Origin of the sequence: Acinetobacter sp. WCHA29, from assembly GCF_002165335.1 — a bacterium.
Taxonomy (GTDB): domain Bacteria; phylum Pseudomonadota; class Gammaproteobacteria; order Pseudomonadales; family Moraxellaceae; genus Acinetobacter.
Genome location: NZ_NHRQ01000007.1, coordinates 55465 through 71513 on the forward strand (window position 1 = coordinate 55465; position 16049 = coordinate 71513).

The following is a 16049-nucleotide window of genomic DNA, read 5'->3' on the forward strand; positions in this document are numbered from 1 at the left end:
ATAGCTTAGGATTGAATCAATCCAGTTAACTCATCCACATAATTTTGCATAGGTTGCGGATTTTTATCAGCACGGCTTTCAATATTTAAGCGCAGTAATGGTTCTGTATTCGATGCGCGGACATTCAAACGCCACGCACCAAAATCAAGACTCACACCATCGGTACGGTCTACTAATGGATTTTGGTCTGCATAATGATCAAAAATCTTTTGTACCGTTGCTTGTGTATCTGCTACTTTAAAATTGATTTCGCCGCTACAAGGGAATTTGGCAATCATATTTTCAACGAGTGTCGAGAGTGATTGTTCTGTTTCTGAGAGTAGAGCAATGGTGAGTAACCAAGGAATCATACCGCTATCACAATAAGCAAAGTCACGGAAATAATGATGTGCACTCATTTCCCCACCGTAAACAGCATTATGTTCACGCATCACATCTTTAATAAAAGCATGTCCAGATTTTGATTGAACTGCGATACCTTGGTATTGCTCTACGATATCAAAGGTATTCCAAACTAGGCGTGGATCATGCACAATTTTTTCGCCAGATTGTTTGATTAAGAATGCTTGTGCCAATAAACCAACGATGTAGTAGCCTTCGATGAATTGACCTTTCTCATCGAATAGGAAGCAACGGTCAAAGTCACCATCCCATGCGATACCCATATCTGCATGGTGCGCAAGCACAGCATCACGGGTACTGTCACGGTTTTCAATTAAGATCGGATTCGGAATTCCATTAGGGAAAGTTCCATCGGCTTCATGATGAATTTTAATAAATTCAACAGGAATATTCAGTTGTTGGAATTTCTGCTCAATTGCATCAATGACATGGCCTGCTGCACCATTACCTGCATTTACCACCAGTTTGAGTGGTTTAATTTTCTGAGGATCGATGTAGGTTAATAGGTGATCAACAAACTCTGGCAAAATATTATAGTTTTCAGTTGTACCTTTTTGCTCAACTTCGGTAAAAGTACCTGATTCAGCGAGTGCTTGGATGTCTTTTAAGCCTGTATCAGCACTGATTGGACGTGCATTTTCACGAACCAATTTCATGCCGTTATAGTCCATTGGATTGTGGCTTGCGGTTACCTCTATCCCACCTTGAACATCAAGATGAAAAGCGCCGAAATAGACTTCTTCAGTGCCGGTCATGCCTAAATCTAGAACATTGACACCCGCATCATTGAGACCTCGAATGGTTGCTTGTTTTAAACCTTCGCTACTCAAACGGATATCACAACCAATCACCACTTTTTTAGGTTGATAGATTTGTCCGTAGGCACGACCAATTTTATAGGCGATGTCTTCATTGAGTTCAATGCCTAGTTTTCCGCGAATATCGTAGGCTTTAAAGCAGGTCAGTTGAGTCATATTTAAAGGTGCTGTTTGTTGTTTATTCATGTGTTGCAGTATACAAAGACTGAGCTGGATTGAACATTGAATGATACAGATTTAATCATTTAGTACATTGATTCTTGGCTCTAGTTGTCGGATAAATTTTAGTTTTAATGAAGCTGGTTTTGTAAAAATAAAAATGGTTGTTTCACGTGAAACAACCATTTTTGATCCATAAAGTCTCCCTTTTAAAAGGGAGATGAGGAGTGATTATAGCTCCGCAAGGAGATTTTAAGATGATTTAGCTAGAACTTCAGCCATGGCTTTTGCAACTTTATAAATATTATTCATATTTAAACCTGCAACGCAGATACGACCACTACGTACCAGATAAATTGCATATTCTTCACGTAAGGTGTCGACTTGCTCGCCTGTCAAACCTGTGTAGCTGAACATCCCTTTTTGATTCACAAGGTAGCTAAAGTCACGGTCAGGAAGTGCTTTGGTCAATTCATCTTTCAAGATGCTACGCATTTTGATAATACGTTCGCGCATCTCTTTAACTTCGCCTTGCCATTGTTGATTTAGATCAGCGTCATTTAATACTTGATCAACCAACCATGCACCCGTTGTTGGTGGGCTTGAGTAGATACGACGTACCGTTGCTTTTAACTGACCGAATGTGCATTTGGCTGCTTCAGCATCGTCACATACGAAAGTTAAGCCACCAACACGCTCACCATAAAGTGAGAAGATTTTAGAGAACGAGTTGCTAACGATGAAGTTTAAACCAGCTTGGTCTAAAGCACGAATCGCATAAGCATCTTGTTCCATGCTATCGCCAAAGCCTTGATAAGCGATATCAAGGAATGGAATCAAGTTACGCTCTTTTAATACCGCAATCACTTGATCCCACTGTGCTGGATTTAGATCCGCACCTGTCGGGTTGTGGCAGCAAGGGTGTAACAATACGATGCTTTGCTCTGGCAAAGTTTTTAATGTTGACAACATGCCATCAAAATCAACGCCACGTGTTTCAGCATCGAAATATGGATAGTAGTTGCTCTTGATGCCAGCACCGTTGAAAATCGCAACATGGTTATCCCACGTTGGTTGGCTCACCCACACTTCTGAATTTGGGAAATAAGTTTTTAAGAAATCTGCACCAACTTTTAATGCACCTGAACCACCAAGCGTTTGGATGGTAGCAACACGACCTTGTTGAATTGCAGGGCTATTTGCACCAAACAATAACGCTTGAATCGCATCACGGTAAGGTTTAAAACCTTCCATTGGTAGATAAAGTTTGGTTTGAGTATTTTTAGGTGCAATACGTTTTTGAGCTTCGATAATAGTTTCGAGCTGTGGAACGATACTGTCTTCGTTGTAGTACAAACCAATACTTAAATTAACCTTTTCAGCGCGTGGATCAGCGTTGAACTGTTCCATTAAAGAGAGAATTGGGTCGCCTGCATAAGGTGGGATATGTTGAAACATTAACAATGTCCTTTTATTCAACAAGGTGCATGGATGTGTCTTGTGGAGCGCTGCTCCAGATGCCCAATAATGTACCAATAAAGCGATGATGAAGCACGCTGTTATTTACATTTCTAGTGTAGGGTCTGTTGACATTTCACAGATGCTTGCGACAGAGGGCATTTTTTAGACGGTACAAGGCATGTTTAGCGAAATTTAGTTATTCTAAATGAGCGAAACATAACATAGTAACGGCAAAAAATGTTCCTGTCCCGCAGGGTTATGGCTAAAACCTCCCTAAACTGCGTTATGAAACTTGACAAGGGAAGGCCATTGCCTGCGTTTCATGCCTTGTTTATGTTGTTTTAGCCGATAACGCAATGCATGGCTGAAATATCAACAGACCCTATTATTTACTTACAAAAATTTGTAGCAAAGTGCTCGATTATAAAGATTGTCTACAATCAAGCTGTCATACCATAGTCGTAGCATAAGCAATATTAATGAGTCCAAAGATATACAAAATTGAGCATAGACTAATTGTGTAAAAATCATAAGTATTTGTTTTATTTATAATTATTATGATTTTTATGACGGTTTTGAATGATTCTAATCAGAATGGATAGAATGTCTGACTGACTGCACAAGTCTATTTTATTGTCGACAATCCTATTGCATTTTTTATTATATCTCGTTATAAAATCATCAAAACTGTAGAGATTGTCGACAATATGCAAGATACCCTTGTTCCTCAAGCCATCAGCACAAGTCAGAGTATTACCCTGACGGAACATGTATTTAAGCAAATTCAATCAGCAATCGTATTAGGACAAATTCCTGCGGGCAGTAAAATTTCTGAGCCTGAGTTAGCGCGTATTTACGGGATTAGTCGTGGTCCATTGCGCGAGGCGATTCATCGTCTCGAAGGGCAGCGATTGGTTGAGCGTACGGCACATGTTGGTGCGCGAGTTGTTTCTCTTTCTCTACAACAATTTAAAGAACTTTACCAAATTCGTGCTTCACTTGAAGGCTTAGCTTGTAAGCTGGCTGCACAGCACATTGATAAAAAACAAATTTTGGCATTGCGTGATGTGTTGCGAATGCATGCTGAAGATGAAAATTTTAAGGCAGGTAAGGGTTATTACCTACAAGAAGGTCAAGACGATTTCCATTACTGCATTATCAAAAGCAGTGGCAATAAAACCTTAGAAAAAATGTTATGTGATGAGCTGTATCACCTCATCCGTATGTACCGAATTCAGTTTTCAAATACCCCAAATCGACCGAGCAAAGCTTGGGACGAACATATCCGCATTTTAGATGCGATCGCAGAAGGTGACGGTGAACTTGCCGAAATGCTGATGCACCGTCACATCAATGCATCTTACAAAATTGTTGAGCAAACATTGCTGCAAACCCAAGGAGAACATCAACATGGCTAAATCTGCTGGTCAGCTATTCCGCGACGCGGTCGCAAATGAAAAACCATTACAAGTGGTTGGTGCGATTAACGCCAATCATGCATTGTTAGCAAAACGTGCAGGCTATAAAGCAATTTATTTGTCAGGTGGTGGTGTTGCCGCAGGTTCGTTAGGTTTACCTGATTTAGGGATTAGTAATCTTGACGATGTATTGACTGATGTACGCCGTATTACTGATGTCTGTGATTTACCATTATTGGTTGATGTGGATACAGGTTTTGGTGCTTCAGCATTCAACATTGCACGTACCACTAAATCAATGATTAAGTTCGGTGCAGCAGCAATGCACATCGAAGACCAAGTGGGTGCAAAGCGTTGTGGTCACCGTCCGAACAAAGCAATCGTGACCCAACAAGAAATGGTTGATCGTATTAAAGCTGCGGTTGATGCTCGTACCGATGAAAGCTTTGTGATTATGGCGCGTACTGATGCACTTGCAGTTGAAGGCTTACAAGCAGCAATTGACCGTGCAGGTGCGTATATCGAAGCAGGTGCGGATATGTTGTTCCCTGAAGCGATCACTGAATTGGCGATGTACAAGCAATTTGCTGACCTGACTAAAGTTCCAGTATTAGCAAACATTACTGAATTTGGTTCTACACCATTATTCACGACTGAAGAATTGGCTTCTGCGGATGTAAGCATTGCGTTGTATCCACTTTCTGCATTCCGTGCGATGAACAAAGCAGCGGAAAATGTGTATGTGACTTTGCGTCAAGAAGGCACACAGAAGAACGTTGTTGACACCATGCAAACCCGTCAAGAATTGTATGAACGCATTAACTACCATGCATTTGAACAATACCTAGATGGAACTTTCGCAAAGAATAAATAAGTCAAAAAATCTCCCCTAACCCCTCTTTGGAAAGAGGGATTTAGGGAGATTAAGAACTTTATAAGTTTTACCCCAAAGATATAAAAAAGGACAATCTTATGAGCAGTAATGAAACTCCAACAGGCTTCAAGCCAAAAAAATCAGTTGCGTTAAGTGGTCAAGTTGCAGGTAACACTGCACTTTGTACCGTAGGTCGTAGTGGTAATGACTTGCACTATCGTGGTTACGATATTCTTGACCTTGCAGTGGGTAGCGAATTTGAAGAAGTTGCACATTTGCTTGTACATGGCAAACTGCCAAACAAAGCTGAGTTGAAAGCCTATAAAGCAAAACTGAAAGCACTTCGTGGCTTACCAGCCGCATTGAAAACGGCACTTGAACAGTTACCACCATCTGCACACCCTATGGACGTGATGCGTACAGGTGTGTCAGTTTTAGGTTGTTTAACGCCTGAACATGAAGACCACAATGAAGCAGGTGCAAAAGACATCGCTGATAAATTGATGGCAAGCTTGGGTTCAATGTTGTTGTATTGGTACCACTTCAGCAACAACGGTCGTCGTATCGAAGTTGAAACGAATGATGACTCAATCGCTGCGCATTTCCTCCATTTACTTCATGGCGAAGCGCCATCTGAAGAATGGATTCAAGCAATGCATACGTCTTTGATTCTGTATGCTGAGCATGAATTCAACGCTTCTACATTTACTTCACGTGTTGTTGCAGGTACAGGTTCAGACATGTACTCAGCAATTACAGGTGGTATTGGTGCGTTGCGTGGTCCAAAACATGGTGGTGCGAACGAAGTTGCATTCGTGATTCAACAACGTTATGACAACGCTGATGAAGCAGAAGCAGACATCCGTAGCCGTGTAGAGAAGAAAGAAGTGATCATCGGCTTTGGTCACCCTGTTTATACCATCTCTGATCCACGTAACGAAGTGATCAAGAAAGTCGCGTATGACCTTGCTGAAGCACAAGAAAATAACAAGATGTACCTCATTGCTGAACGTTTAGAAGCAGTGATGAAAGAAGTGAAGAACATGTTCCCGAACCTCGATTGGTTCAGTGCGGTGAGCTATCACTTGATGGGTGTTCCAACAGCAATGTTCACTCCATTATTCGTGATTGCACGTACAGCAGGTTGGTCAGCACATGTGATTGAACAACGTCAAGACGGCAAGATCATTCGCCCAAGCGCGAACTATACTGGCCCTGAAAACTTAGAATTTAAACCATTGGCGGAGCGTGGTTAATGACAAATCAATACCGTAAACCGCTGGCAGGTACCCAGCTCGAATATTATGACGTGCGTCAAGCCGTTGAAGATATTCAGCCAGGCGCATATGAAACTTTGCCATACACATCTAAAGTGTTGGCAGAGCAGCTTGTACGTAAAGCTGATGCAGAAAACTTAACTGATTATTTAAAGCAATTGATTGAACGCCGTCAGGACATGGATTTTCCTTGGTATCCTGCGCGTGTAGTTTGTCATGACATCTTAGGTCAAACCGCACTCGTCGACCTTGCTGGTTTACGTGATGCGATTGCTGACAAAGGTGGCGATCCTTCTAAAGTGAACCCAGTCGTTCCAACGCAGTTGATCGTGGATCACTCTTTGGCAGTGGAATATGGCGGCTTTGATCCTGACGCGTTTGAGAAAAACCGTGCAGTAGAAGATCGTCGTAACGAAGACCGTTTCCACTTTATCGAGTGGACCAAAACTGCATTTAAAAATGTCGACGTAATCCCTGCGGGTAACGGCATCATGCACCAGATCAACTTGGAGAAAATGTCTCCAGTGATCCAAAATCGTGATGGTTTAGCGTTCCCAGACACATGTGTAGGTACAGACTCACATACACCACATACGGATGCGCTTGGTGTGATCTCAGTGGGTGTAGGTGGTTTAGAAGCTGAAAACGTGATGTTGGGTCGTGCATCTTGGATGCGTCTTCCAGACATTATCGGTGTTGAGCTTGTCGGTCAGCGTCAAGCAGGCATCACAGCTACTGATATCGTATTGGCACTCACTGAATTCTTACGTAAAGAACGTGTGGTTGGTGCATACCTTGAGTTCTTCGGTGAAGGCGCAGACACCATGTCGATTGGTGACCGTGCAACCATCTCGAACATGACACCTGAATACGGTGCAACGGCTGCGATGTTCTACATCGACCAAAACACGATTGATTATTTACGCCTGACAGGTCGTGAAGATGCACAAGTGGCATTGGTTGAGCAATACGCAAAAGAAATCGGTCTTTGGGCATCGGATATGACCAAAGCGCAGTACCCACGTGTACTTCGTTTCGATCTTTCAACAGTGACTCGTAACATTGCAGGTCCATCAAACCCACATGCACGTGTATCTACTGCTGATTTGAAAGAAAAAGGTATTGCTGGCGTTGTTGAAAACCGTACGGATGGTTTAATGCCTGATGGCGCGATCATCATTGCTGCGATCACGTCTTGTACCAATACCTCAAACCCACGTAACACGGTGGCAGCAGGTCTATTGGCACGTAAAGCCAATGAACTTGGTTTAGTACGTAAACCTTGGGTGAAATCATCATTTGCACCAGGTTCTAAAGCGGCTGCACTTTATCTTGAAGAAGCTGGTGTACTCAAAGACCTAGAAAAACTTGGTTTTGGTATCGTGGCGTATGCATGTACTACGTGTAATGGTATGTCAGGTGCGCTTGATCCAGCTATCCAGCAAGAAATTATTGACCGTGATTTATATGCGACAGCGGTACTTTCGGGTAACCGCAACTTCGATGGTCGTATCCATCCATATGCAAAACAAGCATTCTTGGCATCTCCACCATTAGTTGTGGCGTATGCAATTGCGGGTACGATTCGTTTTGACATCGAAAAAGATGCGTTAGGTCATGACAAAGACGGTAATCCAATTTACCTGAAAGATATCTGGCCATCTGATGCTGAAATCGATGCACTGGTAAAAGAAGCTGTGAAGCCTGAACAATTCCGTAAAGTCTACATTCCAATGTTTGACCTCGGTGAAGTTGAGCAAGCGGAAAGCCCACTTTACGACTGGCGTCCAATGAGTACTTACATCCGTCGTCCGCCGTATTGGGAAGGGGCGTTGGCTGCACCACGTACGTTGACCAACATGCGTCCGCTTGCAATTTTGGGTGATAACATCACGACTGACCATTTATCGCCTTCAAATGCGATCATGATGGATTCGGCTGCGGGTGAATACCTACACAAAATGGGCGTACCTGAAGAAGACTTCAACTCATACGCGACACATCGTGGTGACCATTTGACCGCCCAACGTGCAACATTTGCCAACCCGAAATTGTTTAATGAAATGGTGGTTCGTTCAGACGGCACGATTAAACAAGGTTCAAAAGCGCGTGTAGAGCCTGAAGGCGAAGTGATGCGTATGTGGGAAGCGATTGAAACTTACATGAACCGTAAGCAACCGTTGATCATCATTGCAGGTGCGGATTATGGTCAAGGTTCAAGCCGTGATTGGGCAGCGAAAGGTGTTCGTCTTGCAGGTGTTGAAGCGATCGTGGCTGAAGGTTTTGAGCGTATTCACCGTACTAACCTTGTCGGTATGGGCGTGTTACCGCTTGAGTTTAAACCGGGTGTGAACCGTAAAACGTTGAAGTTAGATGGTACCGAGCTTTATAGCGTGATTGGTAATATTGCACCGCGTTCGACTTTGACTTTAGTGATTGAACGTGCCACAGCGGATGGTAAAGAAGAGATTGTTGAAGTGCCTGTCACTTGCCGTTTAGATACAGAAGAAGAAGTGTCTGTATATGAAGCGGGCGGTGTATTACAGCGTTTTGCACAAGACTTCTTAGAAGGTCAAGTGGCTTAAATAGCTTTAAGGAACCTACTACTAATTTTAAGTAGTAGGTTCTTGTTGCATTGATAAATATTCTGTTAAAAATTCATCACGATGATAATGATGAATTAATAGAGGTATTCCACTTAATAAATGAAAATTATCTTCAAAAGAAAGCTGTTTATTTAAAATTGTTTTTTGATTAACTAAGTCCTTATTTGAAGGATAAGTATATGTTGAATTCACTAGATAATTTGACTTTAAAATGGTTTGTCTACAAACATTTTTGATTGTTTCATAACAATTAATATGCATTATTGTAGGCTCGAATTGTGACACATAACTTTTATAATTACCTAATCCATTTCTCGGTAAAGGAGTACGTGATTCTTGGATGAGTTGACCACAACTTACAAGTTTATAACAGTGTCTAAACACTTCAATCATAGGATAATTTATAAATAGTTTTCCTATGGTGAATTCATCATCGAAAATTTCACACATTCTTTTAATTTTTTCTTCATCATAATTACCTACATGAGGGTCATAGTCAAAAATTAAATATATTTCGGATATATCATCTTTGGTTATTTCATCAAAAGATATTTCATTATTTTCATTTCTTTTTTTAAAATCATCTAGAAGATGAAATAAATGAAAGTCTTCACCTGTCAAAAGATAATTTTCAACTTTCTGAAATAACCCATATAAACAAGTACCATAAACAATAGTTGGACCTGAAGGTAAAAGCTCTTCATCGTTAAGGCTAGTAAGAGATCTAATTTGTTCATTAATACTACGTTCTTGTTTCCCTTCAACTAAGTATAATATAGTTCCTTTACTCATTCGAAGCTTCCCGAACGATACATTTTTTCAATGTTATGGGCTAATCGAATATCTTTTTTAGTACTATTGTGAAGGGATGTAATTTCTGTTCCATTTATTATAAATCCACAGTCTGGTCTGATCAAATCATTGTCCAAAAGAGTAGTATTATGAGTGGTTAGCACGACTTGGCAATCAATTTCTTTTAGACGTTTTACAATTTGACGTGATAATTTAAAATGATATGAAGAGTCAAATTCATCAATAAATAATAATGATATTTTTCCTTCTTTTATTTCTTGCCACCAGAAATAAAAAAGAGCAAGGCTTTTTGTTCCTGTTGATCCAATTAAATAGATAGGGATAGTTTTGTCTTTTATTTTAAATCCAATCGTTGGTTCGCCATCATTTAAAGTTTCCTCTAGTTGACATTCAATTTCACAGTCATTTAAAAATTTTTCAAAATCTTTTAAATTTCCTTTTTTTAGAATATCTTTATATATATTGTCTGAACCATTTTTATAACCAACATAACTTAATGAGTCAAATAGTGTTCTAAAAAGTAACATTCCATTAATAAATGACATAAACTGAGAAAATGCCTTGTTTTGATTGTTTCTTTTATCTAAGTTGCTGTTATTGTATATGTATTTTAAAGCTGAAATTTTATTGTCTTTATCTATATTTTTATTAAGACGTTCTGTTCCTTTAAATAAACATTTAAATGGTGAGCCTATATTATATTTAATATATTCCATATCATCAATTTTTAAAACCTCTGATATAAGTTCAGCATCAGAGTTTTTTTGATAAGAATAATCTATTTTTGTTTTATCGAATAAAAAACTATATTCAAAAGTTGCATTATCTAGTTCTGAGTTTTCATTTAGATAATTTTTAGATGGCAAGAATCGACTATTATTGTCTGTAATGTGGGCAACAATATCAAAAATTGCCCATGCAAGATTTGTTTTACCAGTGCCATTTTTTCCATAAACTAATGCAGTTTTTACATAGGTGCTTTTAATACATTCAGAATTAAATTCATAGTTCGCGGCTTTCCAGTCAAATGTAATGGCTTTCTCAAATCTTCGAAAATTTTGAACTGTAAATTTAGTAAGCATTTTACTAACCATTGTTTTAATTAAACGATTAGAGGTAATGTAACATTACTTTGCCGTAAAAAAAATACGGCAAAATACAATGAATACAAATAAAGCTATTAAGCTTTCATTTGTCTAAATGCCATCACCACTCGTCAGAAAGGTCAATAAATAATCAAAACTATCACGCTATAGTATATGAACCATTTCTAAAATCTATGGAGAACAAAGATGGTTACTGCTGGCGAAAAACCTGGAACTGGCTTCTATTTTTGTGTTCAATGCGGACATCGCACCTATTTAGAAATTGGTACTGATCGTTTACCTCCGTGTACCAAATGCCTTGGCAATCAATTCAACAGTAAGAATGCCTAAGCCGCAAACACCAAACAGTTACCCACTGTTTTGATGAAAGCCCTGTCACTCGATAGGGCTTTTTTGTTACTGTAAAATATGAAATAACAAGATAGCGATATCTGACAAAAATAAGGAAAACCCAGATGGAAACAATATTAGGACTTTGTATCGGCGTAGGATTAAGCGCAGCCTGTGGTTTTCGTGTCTTTGTTCCCTTGTTGGTGATGAGCATTGCAACTTTGTTGGGTTGGTATGAACCTGCCAAAGACTTTGAATGGTTAGCCATTCCATCTGTATGCGCTGCACTTGGATTTGCGACGATCTGTGAAATCGCAGCTTACTATGTGCCGTGGGTCGATAATCTCTTGGATACCATTGCCACACCTGCTGCTGTAGTGGCAGGCACACTCAGTACGATGGCAGTCAGTAGTGGAGAAATGTCACAGTTTGCGACGTGGGCAGCCGCACTGATCGTGGGCGGTGGAACGGCAGGTGTGGTGCAAATGAGTACCGTAGCGGCACGTGGCGTTTCAACAGCAACCACTGGTGGACTGGGTAATTTTGTAGTGGCAACAGGTGAGTTGATTGGCTCAATTGTCTTGTCGATCTTGGCATTTGTGATGCCTGTTGTGATTACGGTATTTGTGATTATTCTCGTGATTGTGGTCGCACGTTGGATACATAAAAAGAGAAAAAATCAGATCAATCCGTCAGCGTGTTAATAACACTCGAAAAATCATAAGGAAGCGAGTAAATTACACACACATTTTGATGGTGCGTTGGCGTTTATGGCATTTACTTGGATTCTGTTCACGATCATGGCTGCGTTTATGCAAGCATGGCGCAACGCATTTCAAAAACAGCTCAGTACCACAGTCGATGCTTATGGTACGACATTGGCCCGATTTATTTTTTCTCCGATTTTTGCGTTTAGTTATTTAGCATTCCTTTATCTGCATCAACCTGTCACTGTTCAAGCCCATTTTTCCAATACATTTTGGCTTTATGTAGTGATTGCAGGAATCAGCCAAATTTTTGCGACAGCGTTGATGGTGAAACTATTTCAACAAAAGAACTATGCGATTGGTATCGGGTTGGCTAAAAGCGAAGCGATTTTGGCAGCCTTGATTGCAGTGGTTTTTCTACACGAGCGGTTGACCACTTTGGGCTGGGTTGGTGTATTGATTGGGGCAATCGCAGTTTTTTTATTGAGTAAAGGTCGACATAGTACGCAACTTTCCTTCAATACTTTAATCATTGGTTTAGGCAGTGGTTTATGTTTTGCCATTACTTCACTTCTGGTACGTGAAGCCAGTTTAGAGCTGAGCATGTTGCCATTTTTGCATCGTGCAGGATGGGTATTATGCAGTTTGATTAGTTTTCAGTGCATTGCATTATTGCTGTATTTGGGAATCTTTAGTCGCAGTACGTTGTATAACATGTGGCAACGTCTTGGTCTGACCCTTCGTGTAAGTATTTGCAGTTTTTTAGCATCTTTGGGATGGTTCAGTGCCATGAGTATGCAAACTGTGGCGATTGTGAAAACACTGGGTCAGATCGAAATTCTATTTAGCTTACTGATCTCAGTATTTTTCTTTAGAGAAAAGTTGGCAAAGACGGATCATTTAGGTTTATGGCTGGTAATTGTGGCGGCCATTATGGTGATCTGGGCATAAATTTAGGTTTTAAATGAAAAAATACACATCTAAATTGGAATATATTGAAATGTAAATCAGCTATTTTTTATTGAAATGGAAAATAATTCTGATTGTTGGATGAGATATGCAAAATTATTTCATTAGTGGCGAAAAATACCAGTTTTTAGGAAAACAATCCCGAACTGATCTGCCTAAACTATGTCTAAAGGGTTGAGGAACGATTAAAGTTCCGTAAGGGGATCGAAAAGAGTAGCATGCACCGATGCTTATAAAGCAAGTGTGTACAAACCCAAAAGGTCTCGATTCGGCTTAGGACGCTATAGATCAAAAGTCTATAGGCAAAGGTTATGGCTTACAAAGTCATAGGTGTTGAAGTAAACAACATGTTTTCCCTTGATACCCTAAAAAATTTAATATAAACAGAATATGACCAATCAGATATAAATAATAAAAACCCGATCAATGAATTTAAATATAAGTGTGAAACAGGTCTTATAATATTTATTTTTTGAATATAAACTCCTGTTTTTATAATAAAAAACAAAATGATATAATTGAAACTAGAAAATTGATCATATTGGAAGAGGTCATAAAAATAATGAAAGAATTCGATCTTAAAATACGTTATCCGCATCAAACTAATCGAAATGAAGCTGATCATTTGGGTGCTTTTGATTTAGAAACGATCGTTACTCGTTTCGATGAGATGGGATGGCGTCAGCAATTGGTTCGTCAATTACAGCTAGATGGTGTAAGTACCAGCTTTATTGTACGAGATGATTACACTGAACAGACCTTACGCATCACAATAGATGCCTTTTCACAAACACAGCAGCTTGAATTTAAATTAGAAAGCGATATTCCTGTGTTTATTCCTAAAAAAGATTTATTCGGATTGGTGACACGTAAGAGCAAAGACACGATTTCTTTTAATTACTTAACGTTGAGTCGTGCCAAAGAATATTTGATTACTTTTTTAAATCGAGACATTGCAACTTTAGAGCAGCTTTATAAAGACAGTTTAAATAAAGCGATAAAAACAGCATCATAAAAATATACGAGTTAATGTCGTAACAATAATAATCAAAACAGGCAACGGCATTAACTCTAGACATCTTTAATAACATTTCAATAAAACAAGTTCTCTATCTAGTATTTCATCTCAAAATTCGTTTTTGGCTGAGAACTCGCTATAATTGCCCCGCTCTATTTAGAACCTTTACTGCTCATGCCCCTAAATGACAACTTTATTTATCTGCCGCCGCAAGATCCACTTGAGATAATCTATGAGGATGAAGATTTAGTGGTGATTAATAAGCCAGCAGGGCTATTGTCGGTCATGGGGCGTTTGCCTGAACATCAAGATAGTGCGTATTTGCGCGTTTTAGCACAATATCCTTCTGCTAAAGTTACACATCGTTTAGATATGGCAACATCAGGATTGTTGATGTTCGCAAAACATAGAGATGCTGAAGTTGCGATTAGCAAAATGTTCCAAGCGCGAACGGTTAAAAAATATTATGTGGCGCTTGTACAAGGACAGATTCAGCAAGACGGCAGTGTCGAAGTGCCCTTGATGACAGATTGGGAAAATCGTCCTCGTCAGATGGTGCATTTTGAATTGGGAAAGCCTGCCAAAACGCTATTCCAATCAATTGAGTATGATGTGACAACAGATCAAAGTAGAGTGTGTTTAGAACCAGTGACAGGACGTTCACATCAGCTTCGTGTACATATGATGCATATTGGGCATCCCATTATGGGCGATAAACTTTATCATCCTGAGCCTGCCAAATTCCATTTTAAACGTATGGCATTGCATGCCACCTATCTTGCTTTCCAACATCCATTAAAACAATCTGCAATCGAGCTTGAGTCGGTAGTTCCTTTTTAAAGTATGCTCACAAGAGCATTCTCAAAGAAAAGCATAGTATGGCTAGCCAAATTTGAAGATCTATAATAGATTATAAAATCATATAATGTTTTGAGCCTTTGTTGGATGAGATGGATGCGAGTAGTTAAAAATTTCTATCCTTTTTTGATGATCATATAATTGTTGCGTCTAAAAACTGACATAAAAATAGGTTAATCTATAGCCAATCATGAAATCAAAACATAACAAAGGATATTGATATGACACGCGACTATGAACAATTTCCAGACAATGATAATGGTAATGTCTTGTGGCAGATGGTTGAAGATGGCAATGATCTCACGGAACCACATGAAGTTGAATTTTCGATTGTGTTTGAAAAACAAGAGCAAGTTGAAAAATGTGCACTCCATCTGTTGCACCAAGAACAAAAGATCTCACTTTATCAAGAAGAGTTACACTCAGATGGCTCAGATATGTGGGTGTTGAATATCCATATTAATATGATGCTTGAACACGATGATATTGCAGACTTAGAAGAGTGGATGACACGTATTGCACAAGAGTTTGATGGTGAATATGACGGTTGGGGTTGTATGAGCTATATCTACGATGATGAAGACGAGTGACCATATATATTCAGCCTGCATCTGCAGGCTGAAACATTTTTAATCGTTGGTAGGATGCAATTTAATCTTATTTACTCACATCCAAATAAAGACTTTCTTTGACTTCTTCCATCACGACATAGCTATGTGAAGATGCCGAAGCAGGCAGCTTTTTAAGTAAATCACCTAATAATCGTCGGTATGCACTCATTTCTTTTAGTCTTGCTTTGACTAAATAATCAAACTCTCCTGAGATCAAATGACATTCCAAAACTTCGGGAATATCAACAAGGTCACGTGCGACTTGATCAAAAACATCACCAGATTTGGCTGAAAGTTTAATTTCTAAAAAGACCAAAAGACTGCGGTCAACATGGGCAGGATTGAGCCGTGCGTAATAGCCCATGATGATCCCTTCGCGCTCTAAGCGTTTAACACGTTCTGAACACGGGGTGGTGGACAAATTGACACGTAAAGCCAGCTCACTAATCGCAATCCGACCTTCACGTTGCAGAATATCTAAAATCAGGCGATCAATACGGTCTAATTTACGCATAGATTATTCCCTTTTATTTTAATTTTTTCATGACGAAAACATGAAATTACCTAGATTATAAGCCTAAAAATAGTGAAAAAAACTATTGATGCAAAAATATACTAGTTA

Annotated in this window: 15 protein-coding genes; 10 read left to right on the plus strand and 5 right to left on the minus strand. The window is 39.4% G+C overall.

The window, feature by feature from the left end:
- Positions 1–5 precede the first annotated feature (5 nt).
- Both CDG59_RS07075 and CDG59_RS07080 read right to left on the minus strand, forming a co-directional pair.
- Positions 6–1376 carry a phosphomannomutase gene (locus CDG59_RS07075; RefSeq protein ID WP_087544564.1) on the minus strand — a complete coding sequence of 457 codons (1371 nt, stop codon included), beginning with the start codon at positions 1374–1376 and terminating at the stop codon, positions 6–8.
- Between the two features lie 255 nt (positions 1377–1631).
- Positions 1632–2837 (minus strand): aromatic amino acid transaminase, encoded by a 1206-nt coding sequence (locus CDG59_RS07080; protein ID WP_087544471.1) that lies wholly within the window; start codon positions 2835–2837, stop codon positions 1632–1634.
- A 710-nt stretch (positions 2838–3547) separates the two neighbouring features.
- On the opposite strand from CDG59_RS07080, the gene CDG59_RS07085 reads away from it, so the two are divergent.
- The 4 genes from CDG59_RS07085 (at position 3548) to acnD (ending at position 8994) form a co-directional block, all read left to right on the plus strand.
- Positions 3548–4258, plus strand: coding sequence for a GntR family transcriptional regulator (locus tag CDG59_RS07085; protein WP_004956801.1), 711 nt, complete (start codon positions 3548–3550; stop codon positions 4256–4258).
- The gene (gene prpB / locus CDG59_RS07090) at positions 4251–5132 is read left to right on the plus strand and encodes a methylisocitrate lyase (RefSeq protein ID WP_004956800.1); all 882 of its coding nucleotides are present in this window, start codon (positions 4251–4253) and stop codon (positions 5130–5132) included. Before CDG59_RS07085 ends, prpB begins: the two co-directional genes overlap by 8 nt.
- A 98-nt stretch (positions 5133–5230) precedes the next feature.
- Positions 5231–6388 (plus strand): 2-methylcitrate synthase, encoded by a 1158-nt coding sequence (gene prpC, locus CDG59_RS07095; protein WP_087544472.1) that lies wholly within the window; start codon positions 5231–5233, stop codon positions 6386–6388.
- Positions 6388–8994 (plus strand): Fe/S-dependent 2-methylisocitrate dehydratase AcnD, encoded by a 2607-nt coding sequence (acnD, locus tag CDG59_RS07100; RefSeq protein WP_087544473.1) that lies wholly within the window; start codon positions 6388–6390, stop codon positions 8992–8994. Before prpC ends, acnD begins: the two co-directional genes overlap by 1 nt.
- A 27-nt stretch (positions 8995–9021) precedes the next feature.
- On the opposite strand, the gene CDG59_RS07105 is transcribed toward acnD, so the two are convergent.
- Complete coding sequence (locus CDG59_RS07105; protein ID WP_087544474.1) at positions 9022–9807, minus strand: hypothetical protein; 786 nt, start codon at positions 9805–9807, stop codon at positions 9022–9024.
- Entirely contained in the window at positions 9804–10910 is a 1107-nt protein-coding gene (locus tag CDG59_RS07110; protein ID WP_087544476.1) for an AAA family ATPase, read from the minus strand. Before CDG59_RS07110 ends, CDG59_RS07105 begins: the two co-directional genes overlap by 4 nt.
- A 210-nt stretch (positions 10911–11120) precedes the next feature.
- Here CDG59_RS07110 and CDG59_RS07115 point away from each other — a divergent pair, with 210 nt between their 5' ends.
- The 6 genes from CDG59_RS07115 (at position 11121) to CDG59_RS07140 (ending at position 15406) form a co-directional block, all read left to right on the plus strand.
- Positions 11121–11264: a zinc ribbon-containing protein gene (locus CDG59_RS07115; protein WP_004637424.1), complete on the plus strand. Its 144-nt coding sequence runs from the start codon at positions 11121–11123 to the stop codon at positions 11262–11264.
- A 125-nt stretch (positions 11265–11389) separates the two neighbouring features.
- Entirely contained in the window at positions 11390–11968 is a 579-nt protein-coding gene (locus CDG59_RS07120; protein ID WP_087544478.1) for a DUF4126 domain-containing protein, read from the plus strand.
- Between the two features lie 66 nt (positions 11969–12034).
- Positions 12035–12922 carry a DMT family transporter gene (locus tag CDG59_RS07125; RefSeq protein WP_087544480.1) on the plus strand — a complete coding sequence of 296 codons (888 nt, stop codon included), beginning with the start codon at positions 12035–12037 and terminating at the stop codon, positions 12920–12922.
- A 580-nt stretch (positions 12923–13502) separates the two neighbouring features.
- Positions 13503–13955, plus strand: coding sequence for a hypothetical protein (locus CDG59_RS07130; RefSeq protein ID WP_087544482.1), 453 nt, complete (start codon positions 13503–13505; stop codon positions 13953–13955).
- A gap of 177 nt (positions 13956–14132) precedes the next feature.
- Positions 14133–14798, plus strand: coding sequence for an RluA family pseudouridine synthase (locus CDG59_RS07135; protein WP_087544484.1), 666 nt, complete (start codon positions 14133–14135; stop codon positions 14796–14798).
- 239 nt (positions 14799–15037) lie between these two features.
- The gene (locus CDG59_RS07140; protein WP_087544486.1) at positions 15038–15406 is read left to right on the plus strand and encodes a ribonuclease E inhibitor RraB; all 369 of its coding nucleotides are present in this window, start codon (positions 15038–15040) and stop codon (positions 15404–15406) included.
- Positions 15407–15473: 67 nt separating this feature from the next.
- Here the strand turns inward: CDG59_RS07140 and CDG59_RS07145 are convergent, their stop codons facing one another.
- On the minus strand, positions 15474–15941 hold the full coding sequence (locus CDG59_RS07145; RefSeq protein WP_005218880.1) for an Lrp/AsnC ligand binding domain-containing protein: 468 nt from the start codon (positions 15939–15941) through the stop codon (positions 15474–15476).
- Between the last annotated feature and the right edge of the window lie 108 nt (positions 15942–16049).